Annotated in this window: 10 protein-coding genes; 5 read left to right on the top strand and 5 right to left on the bottom strand. The window is 61.2% G+C overall.

The annotated features are described in order from the left end of the window. Window positions 1-10 precede the first annotated feature (10 nt). On the bottom strand, window positions 11-1,546 hold the full coding sequence (locus tag C5750_RS17700) for a DUF1800 domain-containing protein (protein WP_105735244.1): 1,536 nt from the start codon (window positions 1,544-1,546) through the stop codon (window positions 11-13). Window positions 1,547-1,611: 65 nt separating this feature from the next. Next, window positions 1,612-3,882, bottom strand: a complete 2,271-nt coding sequence (locus tag C5750_RS17695) for a caspase family protein (RefSeq protein WP_105735410.1) — start codon at window positions 3,880-3,882, stop codon at window positions 1,612-1,614. Window positions 3,883-4,362: 480 nt separating this feature from the next. Here C5750_RS17695 and C5750_RS17690 point away from each other — a divergent pair, with 480 nt between their 5' ends. After that, window positions 4,363-6,135 carry an adenylate/guanylate cyclase domain-containing protein gene (locus C5750_RS17690; RefSeq protein WP_105735243.1) on the top strand — a complete coding sequence of 591 codons (1,773 nt, stop codon included), beginning with the start codon at window positions 4,363-4,365 and terminating at the stop codon, window positions 6,133-6,135. A gap of 38 nt (window positions 6,136-6,173) precedes the next feature. Here C5750_RS17690 and C5750_RS17685 read toward each other — a convergent pair whose 3' ends face one another. After that, window positions 6,174-7,670 (bottom strand): MDR family MFS transporter, encoded by a 1,497-nt coding sequence (locus C5750_RS17685; RefSeq protein ID WP_105735242.1) that lies wholly within the window; start codon window positions 7,668-7,670, stop codon window positions 6,174-6,176. 274 nt (window positions 7,671-7,944) lie between these two features. Here C5750_RS17685 and C5750_RS17680 point away from each other — a divergent pair, with 274 nt between their 5' ends. The 4 genes from C5750_RS17680 to C5750_RS17665 all read left to right on the top strand — a co-directional run bounded on the left by C5750_RS17680 (window position 7,945) and on the right by C5750_RS17665 (window position 11,166). Then, a complete protein-coding gene (locus C5750_RS17680) occupies window positions 7,945-9,432 on the top strand; it encodes a carboxypeptidase M32 (RefSeq protein WP_105735241.1) in 1,488 nt (495 codons plus the stop codon). A gap of 132 nt (window positions 9,433-9,564) precedes the next feature. Continuing rightward, window positions 9,565-10,014 (top strand): peptide-methionine (R)-S-oxide reductase MsrB, encoded by a 450-nt coding sequence (gene msrB, locus C5750_RS17675; protein WP_105735240.1) that lies wholly within the window; start codon window positions 9,565-9,567, stop codon window positions 10,012-10,014. After that, a complete protein-coding gene (gene msrA / locus C5750_RS17670; protein WP_105735239.1) occupies window positions 10,011-10,532 on the top strand; it encodes a peptide-methionine (S)-S-oxide reductase MsrA in 522 nt (173 codons plus the stop codon). The genes msrB and msrA overlap by 4 nt, the downstream gene beginning before the upstream one ends. Before the next feature lie 34 nt (window positions 10,533-10,566). Then, on the top strand, window positions 10,567-11,166 hold the full coding sequence (locus C5750_RS17665; RefSeq protein ID WP_105735238.1) for a DUF922 domain-containing Zn-dependent protease: 600 nt from the start codon (window positions 10,567-10,569) through the stop codon (window positions 11,164-11,166). Between the two features lie 6 nt (window positions 11,167-11,172). Here the strand turns inward: C5750_RS17665 and C5750_RS17660 are convergent, their stop codons facing one another. Both C5750_RS17660 and zwf read right to left on the bottom strand, forming a co-directional pair. Further along, window positions 11,173-12,339, bottom strand: a complete 1,167-nt coding sequence (locus C5750_RS17660; protein WP_105735237.1) for a diphosphate--fructose-6-phosphate 1-phosphotransferase — start codon at window positions 12,337-12,339, stop codon at window positions 11,173-11,175. Between the two features lie 33 nt (window positions 12,340-12,372). Further along, entirely contained in the window at window positions 12,373-13,899 is a 1,527-nt protein-coding gene (gene zwf, locus C5750_RS17655; protein WP_105735236.1) for a glucose-6-phosphate dehydrogenase, read from the bottom strand. Window positions 13,900-13,945 lie beyond the last annotated feature (46 nt).

Here is a 13,945-nt window from a genome sequence, read left to right as displayed (position 1 = left end):
CGGGTTGCCACTACTGCATGAATTCGGGCGAGGACAGGAACAGGGTGTTCCAGTCCTGCGGTGAAATCGCCTTGTCCAGGGCGGTCTGTGTCGGCGTTGAAAGCTTCAGATGCAGGCTGGAGAAATACAGCCCGTTTTCGATGAGCGGAAATGCCGGCTGGTCCACTGCGTCGGGTGTTGCCGCCTTGAAAAGCCCGGCTGAATTGGACCCGATCTGGTGGGCGATCTCAAAGCGCGTCATCATTGCCCCCGATCCGTTCCACGTCGTCGACATCATGGAATAGCCGTCGGGGGTCTGGTGGTTATAGAGGCCCTCCGCCAGGCGGTTCAGCCAGTTCTGCACCGGTGCGCTGTTGACGATGACTTTCGTGTCATAGGCAAGACGGATGGCGGAAAGAACATAGCGGACCGGATCTTTGAAATGCCCGCCAAGCGAAGCCGTAAATTCGGGGGAATGGAACAGTGTGTCGAGGACGCTGGCGATATTGCCATCCGTCCGCATGAAGGTCTGCGCCATCCGGTCAACCAGGGCTGGGGGCGGGACATCGGCGACAAAATAGGTGGCGAGCTGCCGGGACACATGCTGGGCCGTTGCCGGCTGTTTGCACAGTATGTCGAGCGCCTCTTCAACTTCGGCAAAACCGCGCCCTTTGATCGTTCGCCCCAGGAACACCTTGTCGCCGAAATCATGGCGTGCCGGATTGAATTCAAACAAGCCGTCACGCACGAGCAGCGGCTGCTGGTCCGGTTTCAGCTTGGGATTGTCCGGTTTGAGATCGATCCCGACACCGGTGAGGATACGTGCCAGTTCCTCGACATCCTTCTGCGTATAGCCGGAGCCGACGCCCATTGTGTGCAGCTCCATGATCTCCCGGGCGTAATTCTCGTTGATATGGCCGACGGCGTTGTCGGCATTGTCGAGGTAGCGGATCATGGCGGGGTGACGCAGCGTCGCCTCCAGCAGGTCATGAAACCGGCCGAGCGCGTGCGCGCGGATGGCCTTGTTCTCGTAATCGCCGACGAGGATGCGCAGATTGGCCTTGTACTGGTGCACGTTGAAATGATTGAACCAGAACCACGTCATCCGCTCGCGCAGCTGATCGGGCGAATAGAGCGCCCGCAACAGGCTGGCGGTTGCGGCCTGCCGGGCCATATCGCTCATGCCATCCTGAAAAGCCTTTTGCGCAATGGCTTTCTGGTCGGGATCGGCCGTCTGGCTGGCGGCGCGCGCCTGTGCGTCGAAGTCCGTGGCAAGATCAAAGGCGGATTTCTGGCTGACCGGCAAGGCATCGATCTGTGTCCGGACCGCCGCCGGCAGGACGTCAGACGCGGGATGGAGTTGCGTTTGCAGCCATTTTTCCCGGCCAAGTGTGTGATAGGCCGCCATGGCCGATGGATTGACGCCCCATGTGACCGCGTCAACCAGCGCAAGATCGCGCACGATCTGCACCGCAGGGTTGTCGGCGGCAGGCGCCGCTGCGGCATGGAACGGGCTGAGCAGGACCAGCCCACAGATTGAAAAAAGTGCTATTCGACCTCTGCGCATGCTCTCACTCCGCCGAATAAAGGGTGGTGCATCGCAACGGCGTTTCCCGTTGCAGATGCCGATTCTCATTTGGGGCAGGCGGGCTGATCCCGGCCACCGCACTCTTTCTTCATGCCGGGTTTTTGCGGCGCATGCGCCTGGGGCCTTGCGGCCGGCGGCCGTGCCTGGACCTGGCGGCGCGGCTGCATTTGCATTTGCGCATGCGCTTGCGGCATGGCACCGGACGGTCTGCTCACCGGCGCATTGACCCGTGCCTGGTTCTGTTGCCGCACCCGTTGAACCGGCGGACGGAGAGCCGCCTGATCGTGCGGGCGCGGACTGGCATTCAGTTTTGCAGCCACTGGCGGAATCCGGCGTGGTTGAACGTTTGGCGCGGCCTTGTGGCTAGCCTGTACCGTGACATTGGGCTGGGTGGCAGCGCGCAGGGCATTTTTCCTCGCTTTGCCCGAGCCGGTGGAGACCGCCGTTTTGCCGGGCGCAAGCGGTGCGGCACTGCCTGGGGTCGCCTGGGCCGGGAGTGCGTGCCCCGGCAAAGGCGGCTTGACCGCCGCGGTGCTGGCTTTCCCGGGTGCTTTGGTTCCAGCCTGCGGGGCCGGTGTCTGCGCCGGCGCCGGGTTTCGCAGTGCGGCTTTGCCATTGATGAGAGGCAGGCGGCTGCCATTGGTGCCGGGGAGCGAATGGCTGTCCTGCGGTTTGACCGCTGCGGGTATCGGGCCCGGCGCGGCGGGTTTGGCGGGCGCAACGGGATTTTGCTTTGGCATGACTGCCGCCTTCTTCTGCACCGATGGCGGCAGGGCAACGTGCAGGGCAGCGGCCGCTGCTCCGGCCACAACGGCGGCGCCTGCCACTTTCGCGCCGGTGCTCAGACCGGGGCTGGGGGCGGCCGCAGGATCCTGCACGATTGTCGTGGTGTTGTTGATCACCGTGTTATGAATATTGTTGAAGATCACATTGTTCTCGGGCGGGGCAATGTCACGCGCCGGGCGCACCCACTCGGCCACGGGTACGAAGGCAGGCACCGGCAGGACGTAGAGATCGACGGGTGCGGGCGGTGGCGCCAGCACGACGAAATCCGGCGGGGGCGGCGGCAGAAAAATCACCGGCGGCGGTGGTGGCGGCGCAAAGTCGAACTCGGGATCATCGAAATAGAGGACCGGCCGGTCGACATAGATGATTTCCGTTTCGGGCGGCGGCGGCACGTCGTAGGCAATCACCGTGAAGGATGCGGGCGGCTCCAGCGCGGCTTCAAAATGGTCAAGCCTCCGGCGGGCATCCCAGCCATGCGGACCATGCGGATAGCGGCGCAGATATGACCAATAGGCTTCCGGTGTATCGGCGACCCAGGTTTGCCGCCACGTGATCGCCTCGCGCCGGGCAGCGACAATGGCCCGTACGCGTTTGGCCATGGGGTCATTGGGATAAGCGGCGAGAAAATCTTCATACCCGCGCAGCGTATCGCGATCGAGCGCGGCGAGATAGGCATCGCGGGCATCGAAATCGCGGATGGCCTTGGCGCGCATGGCGCTGCCTTGCAGCGCGGAGACCTGTTGTGCCGGCGCATCGGGGCCTTTGTCGAAGAAAAGGAAGGGTGTGCGGAATTTCGAGGCATTCCAGGGCAGTTCCCCGCCCTTGGTCGCATCGCTCACCCGCAGGCGCGTGCGATCGAAGACGTCATCAAGCGCCAGCCCGCCGACACGCATCATCTCGGCAAGGGCGTGCGCATAGGCACCGTAAGGTCCGGCCTCCGGCGGCGCGACGGTGCCGGGCGCTGCGTTGAAGCCGATCAGGACATTGGGGTCGGGATCGACGATGGACAATCCGCCTGCCAGCGGTTGATCCGATCGGACGAACGGATTGGTTCGGGCTGCGTCCAGCACCAGAATGGTGCCCTTGTTCTGCAATGCGGCAAGCGATTTGGTGAAGTCGGAGACCCGTATGGTTTCGACGGGAACGTCGGTCGCACGGGTCATTTTCGCATCGATCCCGGCGAAATAGTTTTCGCCCTCATATTGCAGTCCGTAACCGGAGAGATAGACGAAGACGACGGCGTCGGGTCCGGCGGCCGTTGCCTTGTCGAGAAAATCCCGGAACGTGTGGCGCAATGAATCCTGATCGAGATCCCTCGCTCCAACGACATCAAACCCGGCGGCCTGCAATGTTTGTGCAATCAGGCCGGCATCGTTGGCCGGTGTCGGCAGCGGAGCGGTCTGATAGGCCGAATTGCCGATGACGAGAGCGATTCTCTTCTCCAGCGGCGCCTGGGCCCGGGCCAGACCGGGAATGGAGAGGGAGCCGAGCATCAGAAGCACGGCAAGACAAGTCCGGATCATTCGCATCTTGATCACCTCATTGCAAAGCACAGATGTGCAGCAGGACTAGGGTGTGCTTTGAAGGCGGCACGCAAAAATCGTGCTCCTCGATTCCGGCAAAATCGTGGGATCGGCGCTTTAAATCCGTTTTGATGAAAGCTTTCGAAATTGCTGAATATAATCAACGTGGCATGGTTGTTGGGACGCCATCCACCTGGGATTGCCGCAGGGGAATACACAATAAAACACCGGTCTGTTGCCAGACCGGTGCCTTCGATCGTTGAAAAAGATCTTGGTCATTGAAAAAGAGTGCATGTGAAGACTAAAGCCCTCACAACACACTTTAGTCATTTAAATCGATTTGGAAATTGGTAGTTCCACCTAGAGACCGAAGTTATCGATGGGATCGCGGCTTGGTGATTGCTGTTCCGATCGCCTGTTTCACATGGACTTGGCTGGCAGAGACTCATAAAGTCGGTTGCAGAGCCATTCAGATGGGGAGCAGTGTTGGCTATCGACCGCGTTGCACGCAAACTGGTTGCCATTCTGGCAATCGATATGGTCAGTTATTCGCGCCATATGGAAACCGACGAGGCTGCCACGATAGCGCGCATGCGCGTTCATCGTCAGCAGCTCATCGATCCGGTTCTGCGGGAACACAATGGACGCATCGTCAAGACGACGGGCGACGGGCTGCTTGTCGAATTCGCCAGCGTGGTCGACGCAGTCGAAAGCGCGGTTCTGATCCAGCGCGGCGTGGCAGACGCTGAAGCGGATATGCCGCGCGAACATCGCATTCAATATCGTGCAGGCATCAACATAGGCGATATCGTCATTGATGGTGATGATATCTTTGGCGACGGCGTCAATATCGCCGCAAGGATGGAAGCCTTGGCTGAACCGGGTGGAATCTCGATCACCGCGAATGTGTTTGAACAGGTCGCCGGCAAGGTGGCCTTTACCTTTGAAGATCTTGGCGAACGGCAGGTCAAGAACATCAGGAAGCGTATACGCGTCTATCGGGTTGTGCTGGAGATCATGGCGGGTGCCAGACGCCCCCGATCCGATGCGCCATCGGCCGGGGATGTCGCCAAGCCGGCCATCGCCGTCCTGCCGTTCCAGGATATGAGCGCCGGCAAGGACCAGGAGTATTTTGCCGACGGTATTGCCGAAGACATTATTACAGGCCTGGCACGCAACCAGGCATTCTTCGTCATCGCCCGCAATTCATCCTTCACATATAGGGGCGGTGCCGTTGACATAAAGCAGGTCGCGGGAGAACTCGGTGTGCGCTATGTGCTGGAAGGCAGTGTGCGGCGCAGCGGTCCCCGGGTGCGGATCACCGCGCAGCTGATTGATGCGGCGACCGGCAATCACATCTGGGCCGAGCAGTTCGACAGGCAGATGGACGATATTTTCGCCGTCCAGGACGACATCACGGCCAGCATCGTTGGCGTGGTGACGCCAGAACTCATCGGCGCCGAGATGAAGCGGGCGCGCCGCAAAGATCCCGCCAACCTCAGCGCATGGGACTATGTGATGCGTGCCAACTGGCATGCCTGGCGCTGGACAAGGGAAGACAGTGCCGCGGCCAAGGATTTCGCCCTGAAGGCGATAGCCCTTGATCCGAATCTGGCACGGGCACGGGTGGTGCATGCCATGTGCGATATCATCGATGTGCTGTACGCCTGGAGCCCCAATCCGCCGCAGGCCATGAACGAGGCCCACGAAATGGCGCGCGTCGCGGTTGAACTGGATGAGCGGGATGCCGAGGCGCATACGATCCTCGGTTCGGTCGCCCTGTTCACGCGGCGGTTCGACGATGCGCGCAGATGTCTGGAAACGGCCATCGATATCAATCCCAATCTGGCGTTCGCGCGCATGTGGGGCGGCGGATATTATGCGCTCGCGGGGGAAAGCGGCAATGCGCGCGAAACCCTGAAGATGGCCATACGGCTCAGCCCGCGCGATCCGGCCAATTACTGGACGTTCGCATTTTTCGGCATGGCCGAGTTTGCCGACGGGCATTATGACGCTGCGGCGGAATGGGCACGCAAGGCGCTGCATCTCAATCCCAATTTTCCGACCGGTCACCGGGTTCTTCTGGCGGTGCTAGGGGAAACGGGGGATGCGGATGCCTGCCGCATCGCGCTTGATCGTCTGCTTGCAGCGGCCCCCGGGACCAGCATTGCCACGACGCGTGCCGGCGTTCCCTGGCGCAACCCCGAGCATTTGCAGCGCTATCTCGATGCGCTGCGCAAGGCAGGGCTGCCGGAATGATGCGGCAGCCCCTCCACCGCCGGAACCGCGGCTTGCCGTCAGGACGATAGCGCCTCCTGCATCTCGGTTTGTGTCGGCGGCTTGCGGCCCGCCTCGCGTGAAACGGGGATCAGCCAGGTCGTGGCAAAGGTGAGGATGGCGACGGTAAACACGCCCCAGAAACTCCAGTGCAAGGCGGAGTGAAACACGAGGCGGATGCCAGGGTTGGTCGCCAGGCTGGACAAGCCCGATGGCTGGTTGATCACCTCATGCAGTTTGCTGGCAAGATCGCCGCTGCCGAAATGCGCAATCCCGATGTTGAGTATGGCGCCGAGGGTCGTTGCACCGAGGGTGTTGCCGAGGCTGCGCGAGAAGATGATCGATGCCGTGGCACTGCCGCGCATCGACCATTCGACACTTTCCTGGACCAGGACGACGCTGGTGACACTGATCAGCCCCATGCCGAAACCCATGAGGAAGGAACCGATGCCGGCCGAGACCGGGCTGCTGTCGGGCGTGAGGAAAAGCAGAAAGGAAGCACCGATTGGAAACATCAGGCTGCCGGCGCGCAGGGTCCTGCGGATTCCAAACGCGCGAAACAGCCGGATGGACAGCATCACGGCAAGCGGCCACCCGACGATCAGCATGGTCAGCGTGAAACCGGCAACGAGCGGTGAGCGTCCCAGTACGCCCTGCACGTAGATCGGCAGGACGGTGGTCAACCCGATCAGCGCCATGCCGGCAAGGAGCGTTGCTATGTTGCTGGTGGCGATCAGGCGGCGGCTCCACAGGGCAAGCGAAATGATGGGCTCCGGCGCCCGGCGCTCCTGCAGGAAGAACAGGATGGCAGTCACGATGAACACCGCAGCCAGCGCGGCGAGGATCGACAGATCGGCATCCGTTTCCGTCAGGATGACCATCAGCGAGACGATCGCGATCGAAAACAGGATGGTGCCGAGATAATCGATGCGGGCTTTGCGCGGCTCGATTTTTTCATGCAGGAACAGCGTAAAGCCGATGATCGTCAGCAGGCCGATCGGCAGGTTGATCCAGAAAATCCACGCCCAGGAAAAATGATCGACGATCAGGCCGCCGGCGAGCGGGCCGGTCACGGCGGAAATCGCCCAGACGCTGGCCAGAATGCCCTGCACCTTGGCGCGTTCCTCAAGCTTATAGAGATCGCCGACAATGGTCATCGTCACGGGCTGGATGGCCCCGGCGCCGAGCCCCTGTAGCAGGCGGAATGCGATCAATGACGTCATCGACCAGGCAAAACCGGCCAGTGCGGAGCCAGCGAGGAAAATGACAATGCCGCCGATGAGCATGGGTTTGCGGCCGAAAATATCGGACAGCTTGCCGTAAATGACCGTTGTCGTCGACTGTGCCAGCAGGAAGGCCGAGAAGACCCAGCTGTAATAGGTGAAACCGCCGAGCTGCCCGACAATGCGCGGCATTGCCGTGGCGACGATGGTGGCTTCAATGGCGACCATGAATGTTGCCAGCATGATGGAGGCAACAATCAACGGACGTTTTGAACGTTCAACCGATTGAGACATGAGTTGTTCTGGCTTTCCACTCGCCGGGATAGTGGTTGACGGGTCACGGAAGACCTCAGGCGAGCTGTATATGTGCGGGATCGGGATCGGGTTGGCGGCAAGGGGCATCAAATTGCGGCTTGCACGCCATACTTCAACGCCTCGAAACCGCGGTTGTCAATCTCTCCGATGCACACTCCTGACATCCCGGCGCGTGATTCAATCTTGCACTCGCTGGAAAATTGAAGTCCTCTCTGGCCCTGTTTTGAATCAGGATTCGCCCAAGGGGAACAGAATGTCCTTCCAGAAACTCGATGAACTCGGCCACAGGCTTGAAGCCCTGGAACACGCGCTTGCCATTCTCGGCGCCGACGAGGCCATCCACATGGCCGTTGGCGGCGGCGAAAAGCGGGCGGAAGCCATGGGCACGCTGGCGGGGATGTACCATCGCCAGGCATCCGCGTCCGAAATCGCCGGCTGGATTGATGCGGCGGAGCGGGAGGACCTGGACGAGGAGCAGGCCGCGGCTGTCAGGGAGTTCAAGCGGCACTATGTCAACCTGACCTGCCTGCCCGCTGAATTCGTCGAGCGCCAGACGAACACACGTATGCGTTGTGAACAGTTGTGGCGCGACCTGCGTGCCAAGAATGACTGGGCGGGGTTCCTGCCGGCGCTGGAAGGTGTCATTGCACTGGCCCGCGAAGAAGCAGCCATGCGCGCGCAGGTTCTCGGGCTTGGTCTTTATGATTCGATGATCGAGCAATATGATCCCGGCAATCGCACGGCGGATATCGCGCCGGTATTCGACACGTTGAAAACTTTCCTCAAGGACTTCGTGCCGGAGGCGCTGGCCGTGCAGGCGGAAAGGTTGGCAAAACGCCCGCTGAAACCCTTGTCCGGCGTCTATCCGGTCGACAGGCAGCGCGAGCTTGGTCTTGCCATGATGGCGGCGGTTGGCTTCGATCTTTCCCATGGCAGCCTTTCCGTGTCGCACCATCCGTTCTGTGGCGGCGTGCCGAGCGATGTGCGCATAACAACGCGCTACCGGACGACGGAGTTTCTCTCCTCGCTGATGGGCGTGCTACATGAAACCGGCCACGCGCTCTATGAACAGAACCTGCCGAAAAAGTGGTCGCATTGGCCGCTGGGGAAAGCGCGGGGAATGGCGGTGCACGAAAGCCAGAGCCTGTTTGTCGAAAAGCAGCTCGGCCGCAACCCCGCATTCTGGCAATGGGCTCTGCCGGTTGTCGACAAATATCTGGGTGAATCCTGGTCCATGGACGACATCATCCCGCATGTTCACCGGGTCGAACGCGGTCTGATCCGGGTCGATGCCGATGAGGTGACCTATCCGCTGCATGTCATCCTGCGTTTCGAACTCGAGCAGGACCTGATCCAGGGCAGATTGCAGCCGGTTGACCTGCCCGAGGCATGGGATGCGAAGATGCGCGAGTACCTCGGATTATCGACGATCGACAACCCGGCCGACGGCCCCATGCAGGATGTGCATTGGGCAAGCGGTGCCTTTGGCTATTTCCCGTCTTATACCCTTGGGGCGATGATGGCGGCGCAGCAATGGGCGGCGCTGACAAAGGAATACCCGGCTGCCGACAGGGACATCGCCAGGGGAGAGTTTGCGGCCATCAACGGCTGGCGGCGTGACAAGATCTGGTCTCAGGCGTCGCGCTGGTCGACACCGGAACTGCTTGAACGCGCCACCGGCGAAAAGCTCAATGCGGACCACTTCATCGGCCATATCCGCGCGCGCTATGGTGCAGTGTAAACGCTTGCAGCGGATGATGTTTGCGCCGCTCCGGGCTTGATAACCGGGGCGGGCGGACACAAATATGCACCAACACTTCATGGTTGGCCGGACATGCCGCAATCACGCTGACCCCTGATGGAAGGGAAACATATGCGCAAATATGAAAAGAACTCTGACGTGATCGCGAAACTCTCTGCGGAGCAGTTTCGCGTCACGCAGCAGAACGGCACCGAACGTCCCGGAACGGGCGAATATCTCGACAATAAGGAACCGGGCATTTACGTTGATATCGTTTCCGGCGAGCCGCTGTTTGCCTCATCCGACAAGTTTGAATCGGGATGCGGCTGGCCCAGCTTTACCAAGCCGATCGAGCCTGCCCATGTGAACGAGCTGCGCGACGACAGTTACGGCATGGTCCGCATTGAAGTGCGCTCCAGCCATGGTGACAGTCATCTCGGCCATGTCTTCCCCGATGGCCCGCAGGAACGCGGCGGGCTGCGTTATTGCATAAACTCGGCCTCGCTCCGGTTCGTCCATCGGGATGACATGGAAGCGGAAGGCTATGGAGCCTATCTCAATCAGGTGGAGGAAATCGGATGACGAGAGAACGCGCAGTGCTTGCCGGCGGTTGTTTCTGGGGCATGCAGGATCTGATTCGCCGTTATGAGGGCGTCCTGTCGACCCGCGTCGGCTATTCCGGCGGTGACGTCGAGAACGCGACCTACCGCAACCATGGCACCCATGCGGAAGCCATCGAGATCATTTTCGATCCCGAGCAGATCAGCTACCGCCGGATTCTGGAGTTCTTTTTCCAGATTCACGATCCCACAACGCTCAACCGCCAGGGCAATGATCTGGGATTGAGCTACCGCTCGGCGATTTTCTACGCGGATGAAGAGCAGAAGCGGATTGCCGAGGACACGATTGCCGATGTCAATGCCTCCGGTCTGTGGCCGGGAAAGGTCGTGACTGAGCTTGCGCCGGTTGGCGATTTCTGGGAGGCGGAGCCGGAACACCAGGATTATCTGGAACGGTACCCCAACGGATATACCTGCCATTTCATCCGGCCCGGCTGGAAGCTTCCCGTGCGGGACAAGGCGGCAGCATCGGGAGCCTGATGCAGTTCGCCCGGATGCGGCGGGAAGGGGCCATATGATAAAAACTGCAGGGTACTGCCTGGTTGCCGCGTGCCTTGTCGGCATGCCTGCGGCGGCACAGGCGGCATGGAAAGCCGTGGAACAGGTGGAAACCTACGCCATTGCCGGAACGTCCGGTGCAGCGCTCTACGCGTCGATCGGCGAGCGGGGCCCCATCATCGCCGGTGCCACAAGGACGATCGCCCACACCAATTTCAAACTGACGTGGCAAAGGAAGTATGAGCGGCAGGGCAATGCCTGCACCCTGGTTTCCGCAACGCCGAAACTGATCATCACCTATACGCTGCCCAAGCCGGCCGAGCGGCTGCCGGCTTCGGTGCAGGCGAGCTGGGATACGTTCATTGCCGGTGTGCGCACCCATGAAGCGGTGCACGGCGAGACGATCAAGGACATGGTCAAGGGGATCGAGGCCGCCACCATCGGCCTGTCGGTGCCGGATGATCCCGGCTGCCGGAAAATCCGGGTCGAGATGACGAAGCGCCTTTCCGGGCTTTCCCTTGCCCAGCGGCAGAAGGGACGGGATTTTGACCGGGTCGAGATGGGCGAGGGCGGCAACATCCAGCAGCTTGTGCTTCGCCTGGTCAATGGCGGGTGACGCCGCCTATGCGAGCGGGTCGGCGAGCGTGAAGCGCTTTGGCAGCAGCCGCTCGAAATAGGCGCGGCACGGTGCTGAAATCCGGTTGCGTTCCGGTTCGAGAAAATCGTGTGGCAGGTGGCGTGTTTTGCCGGCAACGCTGGCAAGCGGAACGATCTGCGGACGGGTGCTGCCATCGGCATATTGCAGCGCCACCGACCCGCCGCCCCGCGCAGCCGTTTCGACGGCGAAGGCCCCTGCCTCGAAAGCCTCCTGTGCGTCGGTCGCATTGGTTGTGGCGATATTGCCGCGCGGCAGGTAGCCGAACGTATCCACCCGTGCGCGGGCGCCCGGCAAGCCGTCCCGCAGAAGCTGTTCGATGGCCATTCCCAATTCTCCGCCGGACAGGCGGATATTGCCATGGGCGTCGCGTTCAAGGCGATCGGCGGGAACAAGGTTTTCAACCACGGTGCGCCCGTCCTCGCCGGTCACGCCCTCCGACATGGCAATGATGCAGCGACCGTGGCGGCTCTGCGCTTCGCGCACGTCGTCGATGAACCGCTTTGCCGAAAAAGCCCGTTCCGGCACATAGACAAGATGAGGCGCACTCGCGTCGTCATGCTGCCATGCGGCGGCCGCGGTGGTCAGGAATCCCGCATGGCGGCCCATGACGATCCCGACATAGATGCCGGGCAATGCACGGAAGTCGAGATCGATGCTGAGGAAAGCGCCGGCGATGAACTCGGCAGCGGAGATGAAACCGGGCGTGTGGTCGCTTTCAACCAGATCATTGTCAATGGTCTTGGGCGCGTGAACAAAGGCAATATCCCCGCCTGCCGCTTCCACCAGGATCTGCTGGGTGCCCGCGGTATCGTTCCCGCCGATATTGATGAAGGCCGTCGCCCCGACGTCGCGCAGGCTTTTCAGGATCGCCTCGCAATAGGCCGCGTCGGGTTTGTCGCGCGTGCTCCCCAGCGCGGCGCTGGGCGTTGCCGCGATCAGGCGCAGTTGCTGTTCCGGCAGCGCCGTAAGATCGACGAAATTGCCGGCGCGAATACCACGCACGCCGTGCTTTGCGCCAAGCACACGGGCACCGGGATAACGTTTGCGCACCTCCAGCGTGGCGCCCGCAAGGGTCTGGTTGATGACTGCCGTCGGCCCGCCGCCCTGTGCAATTACGAATGTCTCGGTCATATCCGTCCCTCTCGTTTTTCTTGTCAGATCAAGTCAGGAAACCTTGGCTTTCACCCGGTGCTCCACATCGGGCTGGTGCCATTTGCGGCCATCGCGCTCGATCAGTGCATCGGCGCATTGCGGCCCCATGCTGCCTGCCGGATAGGGGTCAGGGCGTTCTGCCGACGTCGCCCACAGATCGAGAAAGGGTTGTACGGCCGCCCATCCCGCTTCGATGCTGTCGGCCCGCTGAAACAGGGTCTGATCGCCGACGAACAGGTCGTAGAGCAGGGATTCATAGCCGGTCAGTTTGCCGATATCAAAGAAATCCGCATAGTTGAAATCGAGGGATACCGGCATCGTCTCGACGGAAAGGCCGGGCGACTTGATGGATATTTCGATGTGCAGGCCCTCGTCCGGCTGCACCTGGATAATCAGCCGGTTCGGCGTCAGGCGGCGCTGCGGCCCCATCCCCTTGAACTGAGCAAAGGGAACCTGGCGGAAGGTGACGACGATCTCGGTATCACGCGCCGTCATGGCCTTGCCGGTGCGCAGATAAAAGGGAACACCGGCCCAGCGCCATGTGTCGACAAAAAGCTTCAGGGCGACATAGGTTTCCGTTGCGCTGTCGCGTGCCACATCCGGGATGTCCGTATAGCTTGGTATGGTTCTGCCGCCGGAAACGCCCGACGTATAGGCGCCGCGCGCCGAGTTCTGCCCGGCCTCTTCGCTCGAGTAGATCCGCAGGGCCTTCAGGACCTTGCCCTTCTCGTCGCGGATTGCCTCGGCATCGAAACTGTTGGGCGGCTCCATGGCAACCATGGCGAGAAGCTGAAACAGGTGGTTGGGCACCATGTCCCGGAGTGCGCCCGTCGCATCGTAGAATTTGCCGCGGGTGCCGACATCGACGAGTTCGGCCGCGGTGATCTGGATGTGATCGATGAAATTGTTGCTCCACAGGGATTCGATCATCATGTTGGCAAACCGTGCCGTCATGATGTTCTGCACGGTTTCCTTGCCGAGGAAGTGGTCGACGCGATAGACCTGCGTTTCCGGCACCCGGTTCAATATCCTGGCGTTGAGCGCCCTGGCCGAAGCGAGATCGGTGCCAAACGGCTTTTCGATCACAAGGCGGCGGAAGGCGCCGTCCGTTTCTTTCAGCAGGTCGTGGTCGGCGAGCTTGTCGACGATATCGCCGAAGAAAAGCGGCGGCACCGCAAGGTAATAGGCGGCGTTCCGCCCGGCCTGTGCTCCGAGCTGGCCGGCAATCTCCGCATAGATGGCATCCTGCGTGAAGTCACCCTGCCGGTAGAAAATGCGCGAGCGCAGCCCCTGCCATGTCTCGGCGCTGTAATTGGCCTTGATGTTGGATGTCGTGAGAAAGTCCTCAAGCTTGGCGCGCAGCATTTCGTCGTCGCCAGGTTCAATGCCGATGCCAAGAATGTGCAGGCTGTCGCTCACAAGCCCGCTCTGCGTCATGTTGAGGACGGTGGGAACGAGCAGCCGCCGGGTCAGATCGCCCGTTGCGCCAAATATGACCAGGGTGACGGGCGGAGCGGGCGCGATGGTCGGTTCAGTCACAGGAGCTCCTTTGGTTCAACACTGGGGACATGGTGGATAGCGCGTG

The sequence above is a fragment of the Phyllobacterium myrsinacearum genome, assembly GCF_002980555.1.
In the GTDB taxonomy this organism is placed as follows: domain Bacteria; phylum Pseudomonadota; class Alphaproteobacteria; order Rhizobiales; family Rhizobiaceae; genus Phyllobacterium; species Phyllobacterium myrsinacearum.
The sequence above is the reverse complement of the archived record's forward strand: the minus strand, read 5'-3'. Positions and strand labels throughout refer to the sequence as shown.

Bases quoted from the DNA above. Each gene is read 5' to 3' on its own strand.
- C5750_RS17700 (WP_105735244.1), bottom strand. From the start codon at position 1,546: ATGCGCAGAGGTCGAATAGCACTTTTTTCAATCTGTGGGCTGGTCCTG.
- C5750_RS17695 (WP_105735410.1), bottom strand. From the start codon at position 3,882: ATGCGAATGATCCGGACTTGTCTTGCCGTGCTTCTGATGCTCGGCTCC.
- C5750_RS17685 (WP_105735242.1), bottom strand. From the start codon at position 7,670: ATGTCTCAATCGGTTGAACGTTCAAAACGTCCGTTGATTGTTGCCTCC.
- C5750_RS17680 (WP_105735241.1), top strand. From the start codon at position 7,945: ATGTCCTTCCAGAAACTCGATGAACTCGGCCACAGGCTTGAAGCCCTG.
- msrB (WP_105735240.1), top strand. From the start codon at position 9,565: ATGCGCAAATATGAAAAGAACTCTGACGTGATCGCGAAACTCTCTGCG.
- msrA (WP_105735239.1), top strand. From the start codon at position 10,011: ATGACGAGAGAACGCGCAGTGCTTGCCGGCGGTTGTTTCTGGGGCATG.
- C5750_RS17665 (WP_105735238.1), top strand. From the start codon at position 10,567: ATGATAAAAACTGCAGGGTACTGCCTGGTTGCCGCGTGCCTTGTCGGC.
- C5750_RS17660 (WP_105735237.1), bottom strand. From the start codon at position 12,339: ATGACCGAGACATTCGTAATTGCACAGGGCGGCGGGCCGACGGCAGTC.